This window comes from Arthrobacter sp. SPG23 (assembly GCF_000876655.1).
GTDB lineage: Bacteria > Actinomycetota > Actinomycetes > Actinomycetales > Micrococcaceae > Arthrobacter.
Genome location: NZ_JYCN01000032.1, coordinates 80,692 through 99,112, shown reverse-complemented (window position 1 = coordinate 99,112; position 18,421 = coordinate 80,692). Strand labels below are relative to the sequence as shown.

Genomic DNA, 18,421 nt, shown 5'->3' with positions numbered 1-18,421 from the left:
GGCAGTAAGACCCTGTTTTCAGTTACGCTTCACTTTAGTGAGAACCCCCGACCATTTGCCCGTGAAGGATGCCATGACCCAGCACAACAATGAGCCGGAGAACACGAACGCTCCGGAAGGCAGCACCGCGGCGCAGGCCGGCACCAGCCCCAAGCGCGCCGCCGTCATCATCAACCCGGCCAAGCCCGTGGACTTTGATGTTCGCGGCCTGATGGCCAAGCACTGCGCAGATGCGGGCTGGGATGAGCCCATGTGGATCGAAACCAGCAAGGACGACCCCGGCGTAGGCCAGGCGAAGGAAGCGCTGGAGCGGGGCGCCGACATCGTCATTGCCGCTGGCGGCGACGGCACTGTCCGGTGCGTGGCTGAGGTGCTTTCCGGCACGTCCACGCCCATGGGGCTCCTGCCGCTGGGCACGGGAAACCTGCTGGCCCGCAACCTCGGCATGGATGTCACCGATATTGAAGGTGCGATGGCGGGCGCCTTGACGGGCGAGGACCGCAAGGTCGACGTCGTCCGCGCGGTCCGGAGCGATCCGGACAAGGAGCAGCACTTCCTGGTGATGGCCGGCGTGGGGTACGACGCCACCATCATGGCGGACACCAACGAGGACCTGAAGGACAAGGTGGGCTGGCTGGCCTACGTTGACGCGGGCATCAGGAACCTCCCTGGTAAACCGGTGAAGGCAAGCATCGTCATCGACGGCAAGTCGGTGGTCCACCGCCGGGTCCGAAGCGTCATGGTGGGAAACTGCGGCAAGGTCCAGGGCGGCCTGGAGATCTTCCCTGACGCGAAGGTGGATGACGGACTCCTGGACGTCGTGGTCCTGGCACCCCGGGGCAAGCTCGGCTGGTTCTCCGTGGTGGCCGGCATGATCGGCAAGGGCAAAGGTAAGGACACGTCGGTGGAGTACTTCCAGGGCAAGACCGTTGAGATCACCCTTGAACATGCGGACGACTACCAGCTGGACGGTGACCATGAGGGCGACAGCAAGCATGTTCGGATGACCATGCTTCCCGGTGCGCTGACCGTCCGGATGAACGCACCGGCTGGCACTTAGCCGGCCAGCAGCCTGCCCCATCTCGGGGCGAGCAAGGGGGACCCGGCAAGTCTGAGGCAGTGCCACAGGGTCACGGCCACGGAGTCCAGCACCGGAACGCCGGTTTCTGCCTCCATTTCCGCTGCGATGTTGGCGCCGTACAGGTTGGTGCAGAGATAGACCAGGGCGTCCGGCCGTGCTGCCGCGAGCTCCAGTGACCCCGGCCGCATCTCGTCGTCCGTGACCCGGGCGAAGGACTCGTTGTCGCTCAGCCCCAGGGCCCGGTGGGCGATGGTCTTGATGCCGTCCCGCTCGTAGGAGGCCATGATCGAGTGGTTGACGTCTGCCGTGTAGGGCGTGAAAAGCCCGATCCGTTCCGTCCCGAAGGACTCGAAAGCCGCCAGGTAAGCCAGCGTGGACGTGGTGGCCGGGATGCCCGTCGAATCGACGATCTCGCCGACCAGTTCGCGGTCGTGGTCGGCGCCGAGCCAGGAGCCCGACGTCCCGTTCCAGGCGATGACGTCCACGTCCGCCGTCGCCAGCAGCTCGGCAGCGGCGCGCATGACGGCGGGATCAAACTGCTTGTCCGAGGAATCATCCAGGGCGATCCGGGTGACCGGGATCCGGGTGAAGTGGATGGTGACGTCGTCCCGGTCGGCCAGGATGCGGTAGCTCTGCGGCTCCAGGCAGGTGTTGGAGGACGGCACGATCATGCCGATGCGGGTTTTGCGTACTTCTGAAGGCATGGCTGCTCCTACTTTGCTGCGGAGAGGGTTGCAGTGGTGGTTACGGTGGCGGACGCCGCAGCGGACGAGAGGTGCTCGCGGAAGCCGTTCCGGGCCACGAAACGCCCCACGGCGCCGGGGTCGTGGAAGCCGGCGCCGTCGAGCACCACCCGCCCGGCGAACACCACGACGGCGGGCCAGCCGGTGAGCGCCCGGCCGTCGAACGGCGAGAAATCAGTGCCCATGTGAAGCGCGCCGCCGTCCACCACCCGTTCCTCGGCGGGATCGAAGATCACCAGGTCGGCGTCGAAGCCCTCGGCAATGGTTCCCTTGCCGGGAACCGCGTTGATGCGGGCCGGGCCGGTGGAGAATACCTCCACGAAGTCCTCCACCGAACTGCCCTCGGACGCCATGACCGTGAACGTGACGGGCATCCGGGTTTCCACGCCGGGCAGGCCGTGCGGCATGGCGCGGACGTCGTCCGTGCGTTCGCGCTTCTGCGACAGGTCGTAGCAGGAGTGGTCCGAGGAAACGGTGTGGATGGCGCCGTCGGCCAGCCGTTCCTTGAGGGCGGCGACGGTTTCGGGGCTGCGCATGGGCGGGCAGCAGGCGTACCACTCGGGGAACCTGGAACCGTACACCGTGTCATCGAGGGTGAGGTAATGCGGGCAGGTCTCGGAGTAGGCCTCCTGGCCGCGGGCCCGGGCTTCGGTGACCAGGTCGACGGCACCTGGCGTGGACTGGTGCACGAAGTACACCGGGGCCTTGGTGTACTCGGCCATGGCCAGGGTTTCCTTGACCGAGATTTCCTCGGCCAGCTCAGGGCGGGTCCGGTGCAGGTGTTCTATGCCGATCCTGCCGTCGTCGGCGTGCTGCTGCGTGCAGTCGCTGATGATGGGGTCGTGTTCGGCGTGGATGTAGGTGAGGCCGTCCAGCCGGACCATTTCGCGCATCACCTTCAGGATGGTGTCCCCGTCCGCCATGGTGCTGCCGCGGTTGGTGGTGTACATCTTCACCGAGCGCACGCCCTCGGCGGCGAGTTGCTCCAGCTGCCAGGGCACGGTCTCGTCCCAGCTGACCACGGAGCCGTGGAGGGCGACGTCGCAGCGGGACTCCAACGCGAGTTCCTTCTTGTGCAGGACGGCAGCCAGCGGAGTTTCCTGCGTGTCGCGGGGAATGCCGAAGTCGATGATGGTGGTGGTGCCGCCCCATAGGGCCGCGGTGGAGGTGGTGCGGTAATCGTCAAGGGTACGGAAGCGGCCGGTCACCTGGGCCACGTGGCAGTGGCCGTCCACGCCGCCGGGAATCACCAGCCGGCCGGTGGCGTCGATTGTGCGGGCAGCGGCCGGGACGGGTTCCGCGGCATCGATGAGCTGTTCCACGCGGCCGTCGCGGACCACCACGTGGGCGGACCGGCGGCCGAAGCTGTTGACCACGGTGCCGTGGGCGATGACAAGGTCGGGAATGCGGGACATCTTTGTCCTCCTTGGGGACGGCGCCGGAGGGGAAGCCGGCGGCTGGTCGGATTAGCGGGCGGGGGCCGCGGCGGCAGGGAGGGCCGCCTTCTGTGCGGCGGCCAGGGCGGCGTCGAGGTTTTTGGAGAGTCCCTTGCGGGCCTTGACGGGTGGCGGTGCAAACGCTCCGGCGCGGTGCGGGCCGGACTGAAGCCCGACGACGGCCTCCGCCATGCGGATACCGGCGGAGATGCCGTCAACCACCGGAACCGGGATCTGGCCACGAAGTTCGCGGGCGAGCCCGGCGAGGGGCGCACCGGCGAGGATGACGACGTCGGCCCCGTCCTCCGCCACGGCCTGCCGGCTGAGCGCCAGCAGCGTTTCCTTGAAGTCCTGCTGCACGGAGCTGATGCCGTTGAGCGCCTCGTTGATGGAGCGGATGGAGGCCAGCCGCCCGCCGAGGCCGAAGCGCTCCACGCAGTCCAGGTACCAGGGCCGGATCCGGTCGGAGATGGCGATGATGGAGAACCGGTGGCCCTGCAGGGCGGCGGCGCACAGTGCGGCCTCGGTGATGCCGATGACGGGGACGTCCGTGAGCTCCTTCAGGGCGGGCATGCCCGGATCACCGAAGGCTGCCACAACGACGCCGTCGATGCGGTCCGGGTCGATGCGGTCGTGGTGCCCGGCGCCGCCTCCGGCCGGGCCGCCTTCGGCAGTTACAGCGGCGTATTCGGCGATCACCTCGGCCACTGCTCCGGCGGCGATCAGGGACTCGAATCGGGTTTCGATGTATTCGACGCCGTGCGCGGCGGTGCGGACCACCAGTTCGGTTTCCGGCGAGGCGGAGCGCAGGGCCTCCGCTTCGATCAGCGCCGTCACGTCGTCGCTGATATTGGGGTTGATGACGAGAAGTTTCATTTTTTCTTCCGGTGAAGATCGGGTTCTGTTTTCTGGAAGTCGTCGGGGAACTGTTCGCGGTATTTGCCGATGTGCGATGCCGACTGGGCCGCGGCGCGGTCCGGGTCACCGCTGGCGATGGCGGCGTAGAGATCCCGGTGCTCCCGGATCAGTTCGGGCAGGTCGCTCACGTGCCGGAACAGCCAGTGCATGCGGCCCTGCAGCGGCTCCAGGGCGGACCTGAGGAAGCCGTTGTCCGCGATCCGGGTGATGGCGTCGTGGAATTCGCTGTTGGCCCGGTGGGCCTCCACGACGGCGCCTTTGGCGAGGCAGCTTTCGGCCTCGTCCAGCAGTCCGGCAAGGTACTCGAGGTCCTCGCCGGTGGCGCGGACCGCGGCGAGCCGGCAGGCCAGCACCTCCAGCGACTGGCGGACATCGAAGAGGTCCTCCACGTCCTTGGGGCTGAGTGAGCTGACCTCGGCGCCGCGGGCGCCCCGGTCGCTCAGGAGTCCTTCCTGGCGCAGCATCCGCAGCGCCTCCCGGACAGGCAGCCGGGAGACGTTGAACTCCGCTGCCAGGTCGCGTTCCACCAGCCGGGTGCCGGGAGCGTAGTGCCCTTCAAAGATCCTGGTGCGGAGCGTGTCCCGGACGGTCTCGCGGAGGGGGCGTTCCTTGTCCTGGGTTTCTTCTGCGGTAAGCATGGTGCTCCATTCGGGTTTCTTGAGGGGTGGTGCGCTCCCGGCGCCGGGAGGAGGTGCTGCGGTGCCTAGCTTAGGGCCGGCCGCCTGGGCGGCGCCTAGACGGGCAGGCGCTTGTTGTAGTCAAGCACCAGGACGGACACGCCCATGATGATCGCGGAGCCGACGAAGTACAGCAGCGCCCAGGTGTAGGAGCCGGTGGCGCCCACGATCAGGCCGACCGCGATGGGCGTGACGAAGCCGGAGATGTTGCCGCTGAAGTTCATTGCCCCGCCCAGCACGCCGGCGTTGGTCCGGCCGCCCAGGATGGACGGAATGCTCCAGAAAAGCCCGACCCAGCGGAGGAAGAACATCACCACGGAGAGGAGTACGACGGCGGTGGTCGGGTCTTCCACGACCGTCACCCCGACGAGGCCGCCCACCACCACGACGCTGGAGATGCCCAGCAATGTCCGCATGACGCGGTTCGCCGAGGCGCCGGCTGCCCGCCACTTGTCGGCAATGGTGCCGCCCAGGATCTCACCGACGAAGCCTGCTCCGAAGATCACGAACGTGGACCAGCCGATGGTCTTCAGGTCGAAGCCCTTGGCCTGGGCGAGGTACAGCGGGCCCCAGGTTAGCAGGCCGTAGAACACGCCGTTGAAGCCCAGCCAGCCGAAGCACATGGCCCAGAAGGAACGGAACTTCAGGTAGGGGAGAAGGGCGCGCTTGCCCTTGCTGCCGTCCAGCTCGGCCTCCGCGTCCTCGGCCGCGTGGGAGGCTTCAATGTATTCGGCCTCGGCTGCGTTGACTCCGCGGTGCTGGCGCGGGTTGTCCCGGACGTACCACCAGACGGCAAGGCCCATCAGGACGGTGGCAGCGCCGGCGATGACGAAGGAACTGCGCCAGCTGCCGGTGGCGGCGATGAGGCCGGCAATGAGGATGCCGCCCAGACCGGCGCCGAGGGGTGCGCCGGCGTCCAGGATGGTGGCGCCGCGGCCGCGCTCCGACTTGTGCATCCAGATGGCGTTGAGCTTGCCGCCGGCCGGCATGACGCCGGCTTCGGTGACGCCGATGCCGAGCCGGGCAATGAACATGCTCAGGAAGCCGCCGGCCATGCCGGACGCTGCCGTTGCGGCGCCCCAGCCCACGCAGGAGGCGGTCATGACCTTTCGCGGTCCGAACTTGTCGATGAGCAGGCCGACCGGGATCTGCATCAGGGCGTAAGTCCAGAAGAAGGCGGAGAGCAGCAGGCCCACGAGTTCGGGGGCGAGGTTGAATTCCTTCTGGATGATGGGGAGCGCCACCGAGATGGAGCCGCGGTCGATGTAATTGACGGCCACCAGGACGAGGAGCAGCAGGAAGAGCTTCCAGCGGACGTTGGTGCGCCGTTGCACGCCGTCCTTGCCGGTTTGGCCCTCTGGGGGCTGGGCTGCTGCTGGTTCGGTTGCGGAGTTTGATGTTTCGGTACTGGGGAGAGACACAGCTTCTCCTTCACGGGGAAGATTGCGGGCGGGGGAAAGATTCGGGTGCTGTGGCTGGCCGCGGCCGGATCGGGCGGAGGCCTAACTGTCCCGGGCTGGCAATGGGTACGCCGTTCATGGCGCCAGGCCCGGGATGGTGGTCACTTTTGGGATCCCGTTTTGGGATCCCAAAATCAAAGATAGAAGTGGGCCATGCCACTGTCAAGGGTTTTTCGCCCGGTGCCTGCCGGGCAGCCTGTTTACCGATTGTGACTGCCGGCCGCTGGGCCGGGGCTTGCCGGGGAGGGCGCAGCTGACCGGCACGTCGGGGTGGACGCGCCCCGTCGTCAGGCCGGTTACCGGTTACCGGTTGTCGCTGTACGCCAGCATCTCCGCGAGTTCCGCCAGCCGGTGGGCCCGGGCTGATTCCGCGGGGGTGAACGGTTCGCCGGGCCGGTAGAAAGTGACGGGTCCGTGCCAGGCAGTCGGGATCTTCAGTACCGTCCCGGCGTCGGCAGAGGCCGCAAGCTCCTGCCGGCCCTCCGCGGTGACCGGGACGATCCGAGCGGAAAGCAGCTCGGCGACGGCCAGCGGAAGCTCATCCGGGTTACCCGCAATCCGGGCGGCGAGGCTGAGTGCCTTGGTCTGGCCGTCCGCCATAGCCAGGGCCGTGGTGGGCCAAACGTGCGGATGCCTGCCACCGCCGTCGCGCAGGGCCTCCAGCAGTTCACGTTCGCCGACATTGCCCGGCGCGGAGAGAACGAATTCGTCGAGTACCCCGCCCGCCACCGGATGGATGTGGATGCTGAGGATGTTGGTGTCCAGCCGGGCCAGCGCCTGCGTGATTTTCTGAAGCGACCCTGGCTGGTCGCGCAGCACCGTGCGTGCCCGCCAGAGGGCCGGTGCGGTATTCAGCCGCTTGCGGTGCCTGAGGGCGGGCCCGTGCAGCCAACTCCGCAGCATCCGGGACGCGGACGGCTCAGCCACCCAGATCACCAGCACCGTGGCCGTCAGGGTCAGGACCAGGACTTTGGCCACGTAGGGGAGGTGGGTCTCCACCACGGCCGCGTGCACCAGGAGCTCGATGGGCAGCATGACGGCGATATTCGCCAGGGTCAGCCGTGCTTTGGTGGGTTCCGGCATCTGGCCGCAAACTTCGCAGCTCAGGTCGGCCGGTTCGGGGGACTGTGCCTTGCGCGTCATACTCACATCATGTCCGGGCCCTGTTTCAACGGCATTGCGGCCGCGTCACGAACGCCAACATCGTTGAAATGGCGGGGATTTTTGGACTACCTGCTCCGCCCGGGCGCTCGGACCGGAAGGGCCCGGCCACGGCCCGTTGCAGAGGCCCGATCAGGTAGGCCCGGGTGTCCCGGGTCGTCACGCATCCACGTAATTTCCGCTCGCCCACTTAACGGCCCGGCAGGCGACCGAGTAGTACGCGCATAAAGCACCGGACCCCTGAATAGAAAGCCGGGTAGGTGGCCCTCGTGACGGCGGCGGGGGCCCACGGCTTCTATTGGGGAAGGCATCAACCGGTGCCGCCTACCAACGGTCGGGGGGATACGCAAATGGCGACCTCGTCTGCAGGCATATCGCCTTGGTCTTCCCTCAGAATGCGGGGGCCGAAATGAGCCAACTGGGTAAGACAAGCCCGTTCGTGCTGAAGTTCCTGGGTCCGGGAACGGCCTCCGGAACGGTCACCAGCCCGCCGCGTCCCGCGGTTGGAGCCCCCGCCGGCTCCGCTGTCGGCGCCGTTTCTGCCGCCGTCGGGCGTCCCAGTGGAAGCGCGGAAGGGCAACCGCCCCGGCGCAGGCTCTCCGGCCGCGAATGGGCACGTTTCCTGGCCCGATTCCTTCGTCTGACCGACACCGGGCTGGTGGTCTTTTCGGTGCTGGTCGGGTACGTGATCCGGTTCGACGGCGGGCACTCCTTTGCGGAAAGCCGCGACAACGCGCTGGGCGCCGTCCTGGCCGCAGGCCTCGTGGTGTCATGGACTGGCGCCCTCCATTTTTACCGGACGCGGGATCCCAAGGTGCTCGGCGTCGGTTCCAGCGAATACAAGCGCGTTGCCGTTGCCACCACCCGGGTCTTCGGCCTGCTGGCCGTGTTCCTGGTCGTGTTCCGGCTGGAACCGGCCTGGGCTTTCTACGTCGCGTCGTTTCCGCTGGGGCTGCTGGCGCTGGTGGGGAACCGCTGGTTCGCCCGCCGCTGGTACAACCGCAAGCAGGCCGACGGCCAGTTCCTGGTGAAGGCGATAGTCATCGGCCAGCCCGAAGACGTCCGCTACGTACTCGGCCGGATTGCCAAGAAGACGGGTGCGGCCTACGAAATCCTGGGGGTGTCGCTCCCTGGGGCCCGCCGGGGAATGACGCTCGACGTCGACGGCCGCCGCGTGCCCGTGCTGTCTTCCACCGACGACGTTGTGCGGACCGTGGGAAAGTACGGTGCCGAGGCCGTCATCGTGGCGGGCCCGGTGCCAGGAGGCAACCAGTACATCCGTGAGCTGGGATGGCGGCTCGAAGAGCATTCCGCCGAACTGGTCCTTGCTTCGACGCTCACGAATGTCGCCGGGCCGCGGATCCACTGGCGGCCGGTGGAGGGACTGCCGCTGATGCACGTGGACGTCCCGCAGTACAGCGGCGGCAAGCATGTGCTCAAGCGGCTGCTGGATATTGTGGTCGCCTCCGTGGCCCTCGTCCTGTTGTCGCCGCTGTTCCTTGTCCTGGCGGTCATCGTCAAGCGGAACGGCCCGGGACCGGTGTTCTTCAAGCAGGAGCGCGTCGGCAAAGCGGGCCGGCCGTTCAGGATGATCAAATTCCGCTCCATGGTCACCGACGCAGAAGCGTCACTCGCGGCACTGATGGCCAGCAACGAGGGGGCAGGCGTGCTGTTCAAAATGCAGAACGACCCGCGGGTGACCCGCTGCGGGCGCTGGATGCGCCGGTATTCGCTCGATGAACTGCCGCAGTTCTGGAATGTCCTCACCGGCGAAATGAGCCTGGTGGGCCCCCGGCCGCCGCTGCAGCGCGAAGTGGAGGCCTACGAACGGCATACCCACCGGAGGCTGCTCATCAAACCCGGAATCACCGGGCTCTGGCAGGTCAACGGCCGCTCGGACCTGCCTTGGGATGAGGCCGTACGCCTCGATCTCTACTACGTCGAAAACTGGTCGATCATGGGGGACGTCATCATCATGTGGCGGACCTTCAAAGCAATGTGCATGCCTGCGGGCGCGTATTAAGTGGAGGGGACAGATATGGAATCGTCACAGGAGTCCTACCGCCGGGACCTTGAACTTATGGCATCCGCGGCACCGCTGCGGGCCGCCGTTATCGGTGCCGGCTACTGGGGGCCGAACCTGGCCCGGAACTTCAAGGCCAGCCCGGACTGGCAACTTGCCGCGATCGTGGACATGGACCGCGACCGCGCCGCCAAGCTCGCCGCAGCCCACGGCGGTGTACCCGTCTGCGAGTCCATTGACGAGCTGCTGGACACGGTGGATGTCGATGCAGTGGCCATTGCCACTCCGGCGCACACCCACCACGGAATCGCCCTGACGGCGCTGCGCGCGGGAAAGCACGTGCTCGTGGAAAAGCCCCTGGCCGACAGCAGGGCCAAAGGCGTGGAGATGGTTGAAGAAGCAGAGAACCGCGGGCTGGTCCTGATGGCCGACCATACCTACTGTTACACCCCCGCCGTCCTGAAGATTCGCGAACTGATTGCCGATGGTTCTTTGGGCGAGATCCTGTTCATCGACTCGGTGCGGATCAACCTGGGGCTCGTCCAGCCGGATGTTGACGTTTTTTGGGACCTCGCTCCGCACGATCTGGCCATCATCGATTTCATCCTTCCCGGCGGCCTCCGTCCCGCCGAAGTGGCGGCCCACGGCGCGGATCCGCTGGGCACCGGGAGGGACTGCGTGGGGCACCTGACGTTTGCGCTGCCGAACGACGCCATGGCGCACGTGCATGTGAACTGGCTCAGCCCCACCAAGATCCGCCAGATGGTGGTGGGCGGTTCCCAGCGGACCCTCGTCTGGGACGACCTGAATCCTCAGCAACGGCTGAGCGTGTACGACCGCGGGGTCAGCCTGGACAGGAAATACCGTTCGCCCGCGGAGAAGAAGGCCTTCGCGATTTCGTACCGGCTGGGCGACACGTGGTCACCCGCGCTGCCGGAACACGAGGCCCTCGGCCAGATGGTGGCGGAGTTTGCGAGCAGCATCTGGCATCACCGGCCCGCGCGGACCAGCGGGGCCTCGGGCTTGAGGGTGCTTTCCGTTCTGGAAGCTGTCAGCCGCAGCCTCAGCGGTGACGGGGAATCGGTCGCCGTCACGGGCAACGAAACCCAATTGGAGGGACGGCGATGAGTACGCTGCAAGGTGCGCGGGTCCTGGTCACCGGCGGAGCCGGAACCATCGGATCCACGATTGTCGACCATCTGATCACTGCCGGCGTTGAGCGGATAACCGTCCTGGACAACCTGGTCCGCGGCCGCCGCGCCAACCTCGATGACGCGGTGGCCACCGGCAGGGTGGAGTTTGTTGAAGGGGACCTGCGCGACCGGGACCTGGTCCACGACCTCACCCGCGGCAAGGACATCGTCTTCCATCAGGCGGCCATCAGGATCACCCAGTGCGCGGAGGAACCGCGGCTCGCCCTCGAAGTGCTGGTGGACGGCACGTTCAACGTGTTCGAGGCAGCCGCCGGGCACGGTGTGGGCAAGCTGGTGGCGGCATCCAGTGCGTCGATTTACGGGATGGCGGAGGAATTCCCCACCACTGAACGGCACCACCACCACAACAACGATACGTTTTACGGTGCGGCGAAGTCCTTCAACGAGGGCATGGCCCGCAGCTTCCGCGCAACGACCGGCCTGGACTACGTCCTGCTGCGCTATTTCAATGTCTACGGACCCCGGATGGACGTGCACGGCCTCTACACGGAGGTGCTGGTCCGCTGGATGGAGCGCATCGCGGACGGGCAGCCGCCGCTGATCTTTGGTGACGGACGGCAGACCATGGACTTCATCCATACCCGGGACGTTGCCCGCGCCAACATCCTGGCCGCGGGAAGCGGCGCCTGCGAGGGTGTCTACAACGTGGCCAGCGGGGAAGAGACCAGCCTCCTGGAACTCGCCGAGGCGCTGTTGCGGGCCATGGATTCCGAACTGCAGGTGGAGCACGGTCCCGACCGCGCGATCAATGGCGTCGTCCGACGCCTCGCGGATACCTCCGCTGCCCGCCTGGACCTTGGCTTCACGGCTGAAACCGGACTGGAGGACGGGCTCCGCGAACTCGTGGACTGGTGGCGTCCGCTCCGCGGTGAAATAGCCGCTGCCCGTGTCGGAGGCGTGCGGTGACCATTAGCCAGGATCAGGCGCTGAGCCGGATCAATGTCATGAAGCCGTGGCTTGGAGTCGAGGAAGCGGAGGCCGTCGCCGAGGTGATTGCGTCCGGTTGGGTGGCCCAGGGTCCCCGCGTGGCGCAGTTCGAGGAAGCCTTCGCCGCTGCCCAGGAGGCGATGTTCGCCGTCGCGGTTTCCAACTGCACCACCGCCCTGCACCTGGCGCTCAAAGTGGCAGGCATCGGGCCTGGCGACGACGTGGTGGCGCCTTCCTTCTCCTTTATTGCAACAGCCAACGCTGCCGGCTATGTGGGAGCGAAGACCGTGTTTTGCGACGTGGAAGAGGAGACCGGAAACGTCTCCGCGGAAACCATTGCCGCTGCCCTGACCCCGGCCACAAAGGCTGTGATCGTGGTGGATCAGGGCGGAATGCCGGTGGACCTGGATCCCATCCGGGAGCTGTGCGACCCCCTGGGCATCACGGTGGTCGAGGATTCGGCCTGCGGGGCGGGATCCACCTACCGGGGCCGGCCCGTCGGCGCCGGCGCAGAGTTGGCCGCATGGTCCTTCCACCCGCGCAAGATTTTGACCACCGGGGAAGGCGGCATGCTGACTACTCGCAATCCCGAGTGGGCCGGCAGGGCCCGGCGGCTGCGTGAACACGCCATGAGTGTTTCGGCCAACGACCGCCATGCAGCCCTCCTGGCACCGGCAGAAGAGTACCTGGAAGCCGGGTTCAACTTCCGGATGACTGACATGCAGGCGGCAGTGGGGCTGGTCCAGCTGGGCCGGCTGGCGGAGGCCGTGGCCCGACGCCGCGAAATCGTGGCCGGCTACCAGTCGGGCCTGGACCGCGTCGAGGGCCTGCGGCTTGTGGCCGATCCGGCCTACGGCACCAGCAATTTCCAGTCCTTCTGGGTGGAGGTCCTGCCGTCCTTCCCGCTGAGCCGTGAGGAGCTCCTGGAGCGCCTGGCACGTGACGGCATCTCGGGGCGCCGCGGGATCATGGCCGCGCACCGGCAGCCCGCCTACGCCGGACGTGATTCCGGCACGGCGGACTTGTCCGTTACCGAACGGCTGACGGACAACACCCTGATCCTGCCGGTTTACCACCAGCTGACGCCAGGCGAGCAGTCCCGGGTCCTGCGGTCCATCCGGCTGGCGGGCGGGGTGGGAACCCGTGGCTGACCTTATTCTCATCGCTGCCAGCGGGCTCGCCCGCGAAGTGCTCGCCACAGTGCGCGACAGCGGGCAGTTCGACGTGGTGGGCATCCTCGACGACGACGCTGGCAGGGCCGGCACCACGATGGATGGATCGCACATCCTGGGACCGGTCAGCCACGCGCTCAACTATCCGGACGCGAAGGTGGTGGTCTGCGTGGGCGCAGGCAGTGCACGGGCCGGGATTGTGTCCAGGCTTGCAGCACTCGGCTTACCGGACCGGCGCTATGCCACCGTCGTTGATGCCTCGGTGCGCCTCCCGGAAGGGTGCCGGATCGGCCATGGCAACATCCTGCTGGGCCATGTCACCCTGACCGCCGACGTGACTATCGGCAACCATGTGGTGGTGATGCCCGGGGTCACCCTCACCCACGACGACGCGGTGGAGGATTTTGCCACGTTCGCAGCCGGCGTTTCGCTGGGCGGCGGCGTCAGGGTGGGACAGGCCGCCTACCTGGGCATGAACTCCTGCGTGCGGGAACGGACGGCCATCGGCGCCGGCGCCACCGTGGGGATGGGGGCCGTCGTCCTGTCCGACGTTCCGGCCGGAGAAACCTGGGCCGGCGTTCCGGCACGGGCCATCAAAAGCGTTATGCACACCGTTGCTCTTTCAGGAGGCGAACGATGACTCTTTCACCCACCTTCCCTTTGTCCGTACCGCTCGTTGACCTTGGTGCGCAACAGCACGAAATCGCCGAGGAAGTGGAAAGCGGCATCAGGGAGGTCTTCGCACGGACCTCTTTCATCGGGGGGCCGGAGGTTGCGGAGTTCGAGCAGTCCTACGCCGGTTTCCTCGGGGCCCGGCATTGCGTCGGCGTGGCCAATGGCACGGACGCGCTGGAACTAGGGCTCCGCGCGGCGGGTGTCAGTCCCGGCGGGGAGGTCATCCTGCCCGCCAACACCTTCATTGCCACCGCCGAGGCCGTTAGCCGGATCGGAGCGGTCCCGGTACCGGTGGACGTGGACCCGGACTACCTGCTTATTGATCCGGCCAGGGTCAGCGAGGCAGTGACCGGGGCGACCCAGGCGATCGTCGCCGTCCACCTGTTCGGGCAGACAGCGTTCGTCGAAAAGCTGCAGGCCGCCGCATTCGGGTGCGGCGCCGTCATTGTCGAAGACGCCGCCCAGGCCCAGGGCGCATCCCGGCACGGACGGTTCGCCGGCACCCTGGGAAGCGTTGCCGGCACGAGCTTCTATCCGGGCAAGAACCTCGGGGCGGCCGGTGACGCAGGGGCCGTCCTGACCAACGATGACGCGATAGCTGCCCGGGTCCGCCTCCTGGGCGCCCACGGCAGCTCCGTCAAGTACGAGCACGACGCGATCGGGATGAACTCCCGCCTGGACACTATCCAGGCAGTGGTGCTGAACTCCAAACTGCGGCGACTTGCGGCCTGGAACGAACGACGGCGGGAGGCCGCCGCCCGCTATTCGGAGATGCTCCGGGACGTCCCCGGCATTGTGCTGCCACAAACGGCAGACGGCAACGTGGACGTCTGGCACCTCTACGTCATCCGGATCCTGGAACGGGACCGCGTGCTTGCTGCGCTGAACGGGGCAGGAATCGGCGCCGGCATCCACTACCCGGTTCCTATGCACCTCAGCCGCGCATACAGGCATCTGGGGTTCTGCCGCGGGTCATTCCCCGTCGCCGAGGAAGCCGCGGCAACCATGCTCTCCCTGCCGATCTACCCGCATATCACCGCACGCCAGCAGGAGTACGTCGTCGGCCAATTGCTCGGGGCCATGGAACGGTCATGACGCGAGGAAAAAGCGGACCCGGCGCTTCGAACGCCTTCGCGTGGAGCCTGCTGAACACCTTGGTGTCCAGGGTTGGCACCCTCGGGATTGGAATAGTCCTGGCGAGGGTGTTAGGCCCTGAGTCCTTCGGCACCTTTGCGGTGGCACTGGTGGCACTGATGGCAGTGCTCAGCTTCAACGAACTTGGCGTTTCGCTTGCGATCGTCCGGTGGCCAGGGGACCCGGCCAAGATAGTGCCCACCGTCAACACCATTTCCGTGGCGGGCAGCGCCATCTTCTGTACGGGTGCCGTCCTTGCGGCTCCCGCGTTTACGGCGGCGATGGGGGACCCCGATGCCACTGATGTGGTTCGGGTCCTCATTTTCAGCGTTTTCATCAACGGTGTGGTGGCATCTCCGGCGGCCCTTCTCCAGCGCGACTTCAAGGAGAAGACCCGGCTGGGGATCGACCAGGTCAACGTCTGGACCGGCGCTGTCCTGTCGGTTGTCCTGGCGCTCGCGGGAATGGGCGCCATGGCGCTGGCGGTGGGCAGGGTGGCCGGAAGCCTCGTTTCCGGGGCCATGTTCCTCGCGGCCTCGCCAATGCCATATCGTTTCGGACTGGACCGCAAGCAACTAGGACCCCTGCTCAGGTTCGGGCTGCCGCTGGCCGGGACCAGCATTATCTTCTTCGCGATTGGCTACGCCGACCAGCTGACGGCCGGAAGCATGCTGGGTCCGGCGGCACTCGCGTTCTACGTCCTAGCGTTCAACCTTTCCAACTGGCCGGTCAGTATCCTGGCCCAGCCGCTCCGCAGGGTGGCGCCGGCCGCGTTTTCCACGCTCCAGCAGGACAAGGCAGCACTGAACTCCGCGCTAGTCTCGGTTGTGGCGGTCCTTGCCGCGGCGACGCTGCCGCCCGTCATGTTCCTGGCCGGGAGCGCGGTGCCGCTGGTGGATCTTGTCTACGGCAAGGAATGGCTGCCGGCGGCCGCGGCACTCTCCTGGCTGGTGGTTGCCGCTGTCAGCAGGATCTTCTCGGACCTGGCCTACGACTTCATGGTGGTCCAGGGCAGGTCCGGCACAGTCTTCGTCGTCCAAGCCGGCAGCTTGGTAGTGCTGGTGCCCGCACTGGCCGCCGGTGCGGCACTGAACGGGCTGCCGGGCCTGGCACTTGCGCAGGCCCTCGTTTCCGGCTGCGTGCTGTTGCCCCTGTGCCTGTGGCAGCTCTCCCGCAAAGGCGTCTCCGTGCGGGATATCACTGCCGTGGTGTGGGTCCCCGCCCTGGTTTCCCTTGCGGTCGGCGCGTTATCGCTGGGACTTGCCGGCTGGCTGCCGGCGCCCTGGCTTGAACTCCCTGTGGGGGCAGCCCTTGCTGCGTCCACAGCCGCCGCGTTGCTGTACTGGCGCAGGAACGACGTCAGGCTGCTGAGGAACGTGGGCCGGGCGCGGCCGGAAGTTGGGGAGCTGGTCCGATGAAGATCCTTGTCTATCCACACGACCTTGGCATCGGCGGAAGCCAGATCAACGCCATTGAGCTCGCCGGTGCCGTCCATCGGCTGGGCCACGAAACCATCGTGTTCGGGAGGCCCGGACCGCTCGTTGAAAAAATCCGCGGGCTGGGGCTGGAATTCGTGGCCGCCCCCGAGATGGGCCGGCGGCCTTCGGGAACCGTAACCCGGGCGCTGGCCGGGCTTGTTGAGCGGCGGCGCATCGATATCCTGCACGGCTACGAGTGGCCGCCCTCGCTGGAATGCTACCTGGCTGCACGGCGGCTGCCCGGTGTGGCTGCGGTTTCCACGGTCATGTCCATGGCCGTCGCACCGTTCATCCCCAAGCACGTCCCGCTGACGGTCGGAACACACCAGATCGCGGAAGTCGAGTCCGGCGTCGGCCGCTCGGGTGTGACTGTGCTGGAGCCCCCCGTTGACGTTGAGGCGAACCGTCCCGGCCTTGAGCTTGCCCAGGGAGAGCTCAGGAGGAGGTGGGGTATCGCGGACGGCGGGTATGTTGTGGCGGTTGTGTCCCGCCTTGCCCGGGAGCTCAAGCTGGAGGGCATCCTCACCGCCATGGATGCGGTGGCGTCCCTCCCCGCCGGAATGCGGGTTTGCCTGCTCATTGCCGGTGACGGCCCGGCGCACGCGGAAGTCTCCATGCGGGCGGCACAGGTCAACCTGCGGACCGGCCGGCAGACTGTTGTCCTGGCCGGCGAACTTGCCGATCCCCGGGCGGCTTATGATCTGGCCGACGTCTGCCTTGGCATGGGCGGATCGGCGCTGCGGGCGCTGGCGTTCGGCAAACCGCTGGTGGTCCAGGGTGAAGCCGGTTTCTGGGAGCTCCTGACGCCGTCCTCACTCGAGACCTTCCTGTGGCAGGGATGGTACGGAGTGGGCAGCGGGCAGGCCGGCGGCGCCTCCGCCCTGCGCCAGATACTGTTCGAGATCCTGCCGGCCGAGCCGCGCCGCGCCGAGCTCGGAGCTTTCGGCAGGCGCGTTGTGGAGCACCGGTATTCGTTGGAACATGCTGCAGACGTCCAGCTGGACACATATGCGGCAGCCCTGAAGACGGCATCCTCCGGACGAACAGCCTACCTACGCGAAGCCGAGGCGGCCGCCCAATTCCTTCGCTACAAGCGCCGCCGGCTGCAGGCGCGCCTGACCGGCCGCGACACTGCTGATGATTTCAACGCCCGGCCCGTGGCAGCGGGTCCGCCGGTCCATTCATTCTCCACCGGAGGTGCCGCATGAGCACCGGCGGCCCTATCGCCTGGATGGACGGCAGCAGCCCCTTGCGGAGCCTGCCATGACCGCGCGGCGCAGAAACGTTGTGTTGCTGCTCGTGCTGTACCTGGCCGCCTTGGCGAGCATCGGGTTTTGGCCCACACCAGTGGAACGCCCGGTCTCCGGCCTCCTCCGGGGTTTCATGAGGACCCTGCAGGAGCAGCCGCTTACCGCCGGAATCCGGGCCGGACACGTGGAGGTGGCCGCCAATGTATTGCTGTTCGTGCCGCTCGGGCTGCTGCTTGCCAGTCTGCTGCCGGCCCGCCGCTGGTGGCTTGCTGCTACGGCGGGACTGCTGGGATCCGGAGCCATTGAGGCCGTCCAGTTCCTCGCCCTCGACCAGCGGCAGGCAAGCCTCCGCGACGTCGCCAGCAACACGCTGGGCGCCTCGCTCGGTGCGCTCGCAGTCCTGTGGGCTCGACGCCGGCACGGGGCACCCCTACTAGCGCCGATCTCCGCCACCACTGTCCCCGGGAGGAACGACATGATCACCATCGCCGCCACGGCTGACGTAGGAGAATCCGCCAGCATCGGAGACGGCTCCCGGATCTGGCATTTGGCCCAGATCAGGGAGGACGCCGTGCTGGGAACCAATTGCAACATCGGCCGGGGAGCCTACGTGGGGCCGGCCGTCCGGTTGGGCGACAACTGCAAAGTCCAGAACTACGCACTGGTCTACGAACCGGCGCGGCTGTCCGACGGCGTCTTCATCGGCCCTGCGGCCGTGCTCACCAATGACCTGCACCCGCGAGCCATTACACCTGAGGGAACACTCAAGGGATCCGAGGACTGGGTCGCCGTGGGTGTGACCGTCGGCAAGGGCGCCTCCGTCGGTGCACGGGCCGTCTGCATCGCCCCCCTCACGATCGGTGAGTGGGCCACTGTCGCGGCCGGCGCCGTCGTAACCCGGGATGTTCCGGCCTATGCGGTGGTAGCCGGGGTACCGGCGCGGCAAATGGGCTGGGTGGGAGAGGCGGGCCATCCGCTCAAGCAGGACGACGGCGGCGGTTGGCTCTGCCCCGTCACCGGGCGCCGCTATCTCGAAACCAAAGGGCAGCTCGTGCCCGCCGACAAGTATTAA

General features: G+C 67.1%; 16 protein-coding genes and 1 pseudogene. 11 read left to right on the top strand and 6 right to left on the bottom strand.

Features of this window, described 5'->3' with window-relative positions; all coding sequences use genetic code 11:
- Window positions 1-73 precede the first annotated feature (73 nt).
- A complete protein-coding gene (locus tag TV39_RS21045) occupies window positions 74-1,060 on the top strand; it encodes a diacylglycerol/lipid kinase family protein (RefSeq protein WP_043485602.1) in 987 nt (328 codons plus the stop codon).
- On the opposite strand, the gene TV39_RS21040 is transcribed toward TV39_RS21045, so the two are convergent.
- From TV39_RS21040 to TV39_RS21015, 6 genes are all read right to left on the bottom strand, one after another.
- Window positions 1,057-1,785, bottom strand: coding sequence for a maleate cis-trans isomerase family protein (locus TV39_RS21040; protein WP_043485600.1), 729 nt, complete (start codon window positions 1,783-1,785; stop codon window positions 1,057-1,059). The two genes, TV39_RS21045 and TV39_RS21040, sit on opposite strands and share 4 nt — an antisense overlap.
- Before the next feature lie 8 nt (window positions 1,786-1,793).
- The gene (locus TV39_RS21035; RefSeq protein WP_043485599.1) at window positions 1,794-3,239 is read right to left on the bottom strand and encodes an amidohydrolase family protein; all 1,446 of its coding nucleotides are present in this window, start codon (window positions 3,237-3,239) and stop codon (window positions 1,794-1,796) included.
- 51 nt (window positions 3,240-3,290) lie between these two features.
- Entirely contained in the window at window positions 3,291-4,136 is an 846-nt protein-coding gene (locus TV39_RS21030; RefSeq protein ID WP_043485598.1) for an aspartate/glutamate racemase family protein, read from the bottom strand.
- Window positions 4,133-4,816 carry a GntR family transcriptional regulator gene (locus tag TV39_RS21025; RefSeq protein WP_043485597.1) on the bottom strand — a complete coding sequence of 228 codons (684 nt, stop codon included), beginning with the start codon at window positions 4,814-4,816 and terminating at the stop codon, window positions 4,133-4,135. The genes TV39_RS21030 and TV39_RS21025 overlap by 4 nt, the downstream gene beginning before the upstream one ends.
- 95 nt (window positions 4,817-4,911) lie before the next feature.
- A complete protein-coding gene (locus TV39_RS21020; RefSeq protein WP_043485596.1) occupies window positions 4,912-6,276 on the bottom strand; it encodes an MFS transporter in 1,365 nt (454 codons plus the stop codon).
- Window positions 6,277-6,618: 342 nt separating this feature from the next.
- Window positions 6,619-7,458, bottom strand: a complete 840-nt coding sequence (locus TV39_RS21015) for an ACT domain-containing protein (protein ID WP_043485594.1) — start codon at window positions 7,456-7,458, stop codon at window positions 6,619-6,621.
- Between the two features lie 427 nt (window positions 7,459-7,885).
- Between TV39_RS21015 and TV39_RS21010 the strand changes: the two genes are divergently transcribed.
- From TV39_RS21010 to TV39_RS22675, 10 genes and pseudogenes are all read left to right on the top strand, one after another.
- A complete protein-coding gene (locus TV39_RS21010) occupies window positions 7,886-9,499 on the top strand; it encodes a sugar transferase (RefSeq protein WP_043485591.1) in 1,614 nt (537 codons plus the stop codon).
- Between the two features lie 15 nt (window positions 9,500-9,514).
- Window positions 9,515-10,627 carry a Gfo/Idh/MocA family protein gene (locus tag TV39_RS21005; RefSeq protein ID WP_082049938.1) on the top strand — a complete coding sequence of 371 codons (1,113 nt, stop codon included), beginning with the start codon at window positions 9,515-9,517 and terminating at the stop codon, window positions 10,625-10,627.
- Window positions 10,624-11,619: an NAD-dependent epimerase/dehydratase family protein gene (locus tag TV39_RS21000; protein ID WP_043485588.1), complete on the top strand. Its 996-nt coding sequence runs from the start codon at window positions 10,624-10,626 to the stop codon at window positions 11,617-11,619. The genes TV39_RS21005 and TV39_RS21000 overlap by 4 nt, the downstream gene beginning before the upstream one ends.
- On the top strand, window positions 11,616-12,791 hold the full coding sequence (locus tag TV39_RS20995) for a DegT/DnrJ/EryC1/StrS family aminotransferase (RefSeq protein ID WP_043485585.1): 1,176 nt from the start codon (window positions 11,616-11,618) through the stop codon (window positions 12,789-12,791). Before TV39_RS21000 ends, TV39_RS20995 begins: the two co-directional genes overlap by 4 nt.
- On the top strand, window positions 12,784-13,452 hold the full coding sequence (locus tag TV39_RS20990) for an acetyltransferase (RefSeq protein WP_043485582.1): 669 nt from the start codon (window positions 12,784-12,786) through the stop codon (window positions 13,450-13,452). The genes TV39_RS20995 and TV39_RS20990 overlap by 8 nt, the downstream gene beginning before the upstream one ends.
- Window positions 13,449-14,582, top strand: coding sequence for a DegT/DnrJ/EryC1/StrS family aminotransferase (locus TV39_RS20985; protein ID WP_043485579.1), 1,134 nt, complete (start codon window positions 13,449-13,451; stop codon window positions 14,580-14,582). Before TV39_RS20990 ends, TV39_RS20985 begins: the two co-directional genes overlap by 4 nt.
- Entirely contained in the window at window positions 14,579-16,039 is a 1,461-nt protein-coding gene (locus TV39_RS20980) for an oligosaccharide flippase family protein (RefSeq protein ID WP_043485577.1), read from the top strand. The genes TV39_RS20985 and TV39_RS20980 overlap by 4 nt, the downstream gene beginning before the upstream one ends.
- Complete coding sequence (locus tag TV39_RS20975; RefSeq protein ID WP_043485575.1) at window positions 16,036-17,307, top strand: glycosyltransferase; 1,272 nt, start codon at window positions 16,036-16,038, stop codon at window positions 17,305-17,307. Before TV39_RS20980 ends, TV39_RS20975 begins: the two co-directional genes overlap by 4 nt.
- Window positions 17,237-17,743: pseudogene (locus TV39_RS22680) on the top strand (VanZ family protein); the annotation flags it as partial. The gene TV39_RS20975 and the pseudogene TV39_RS22680, both read left to right, overlap by 71 nt.
- Window positions 17,744-17,824: 81 nt before the next feature.
- The gene (locus TV39_RS22675) at window positions 17,825-18,421 is read left to right on the top strand and encodes an acyltransferase (protein WP_043485690.1); all 597 of its coding nucleotides are present in this window, start codon (window positions 17,825-17,827) and stop codon (window positions 18,419-18,421) included.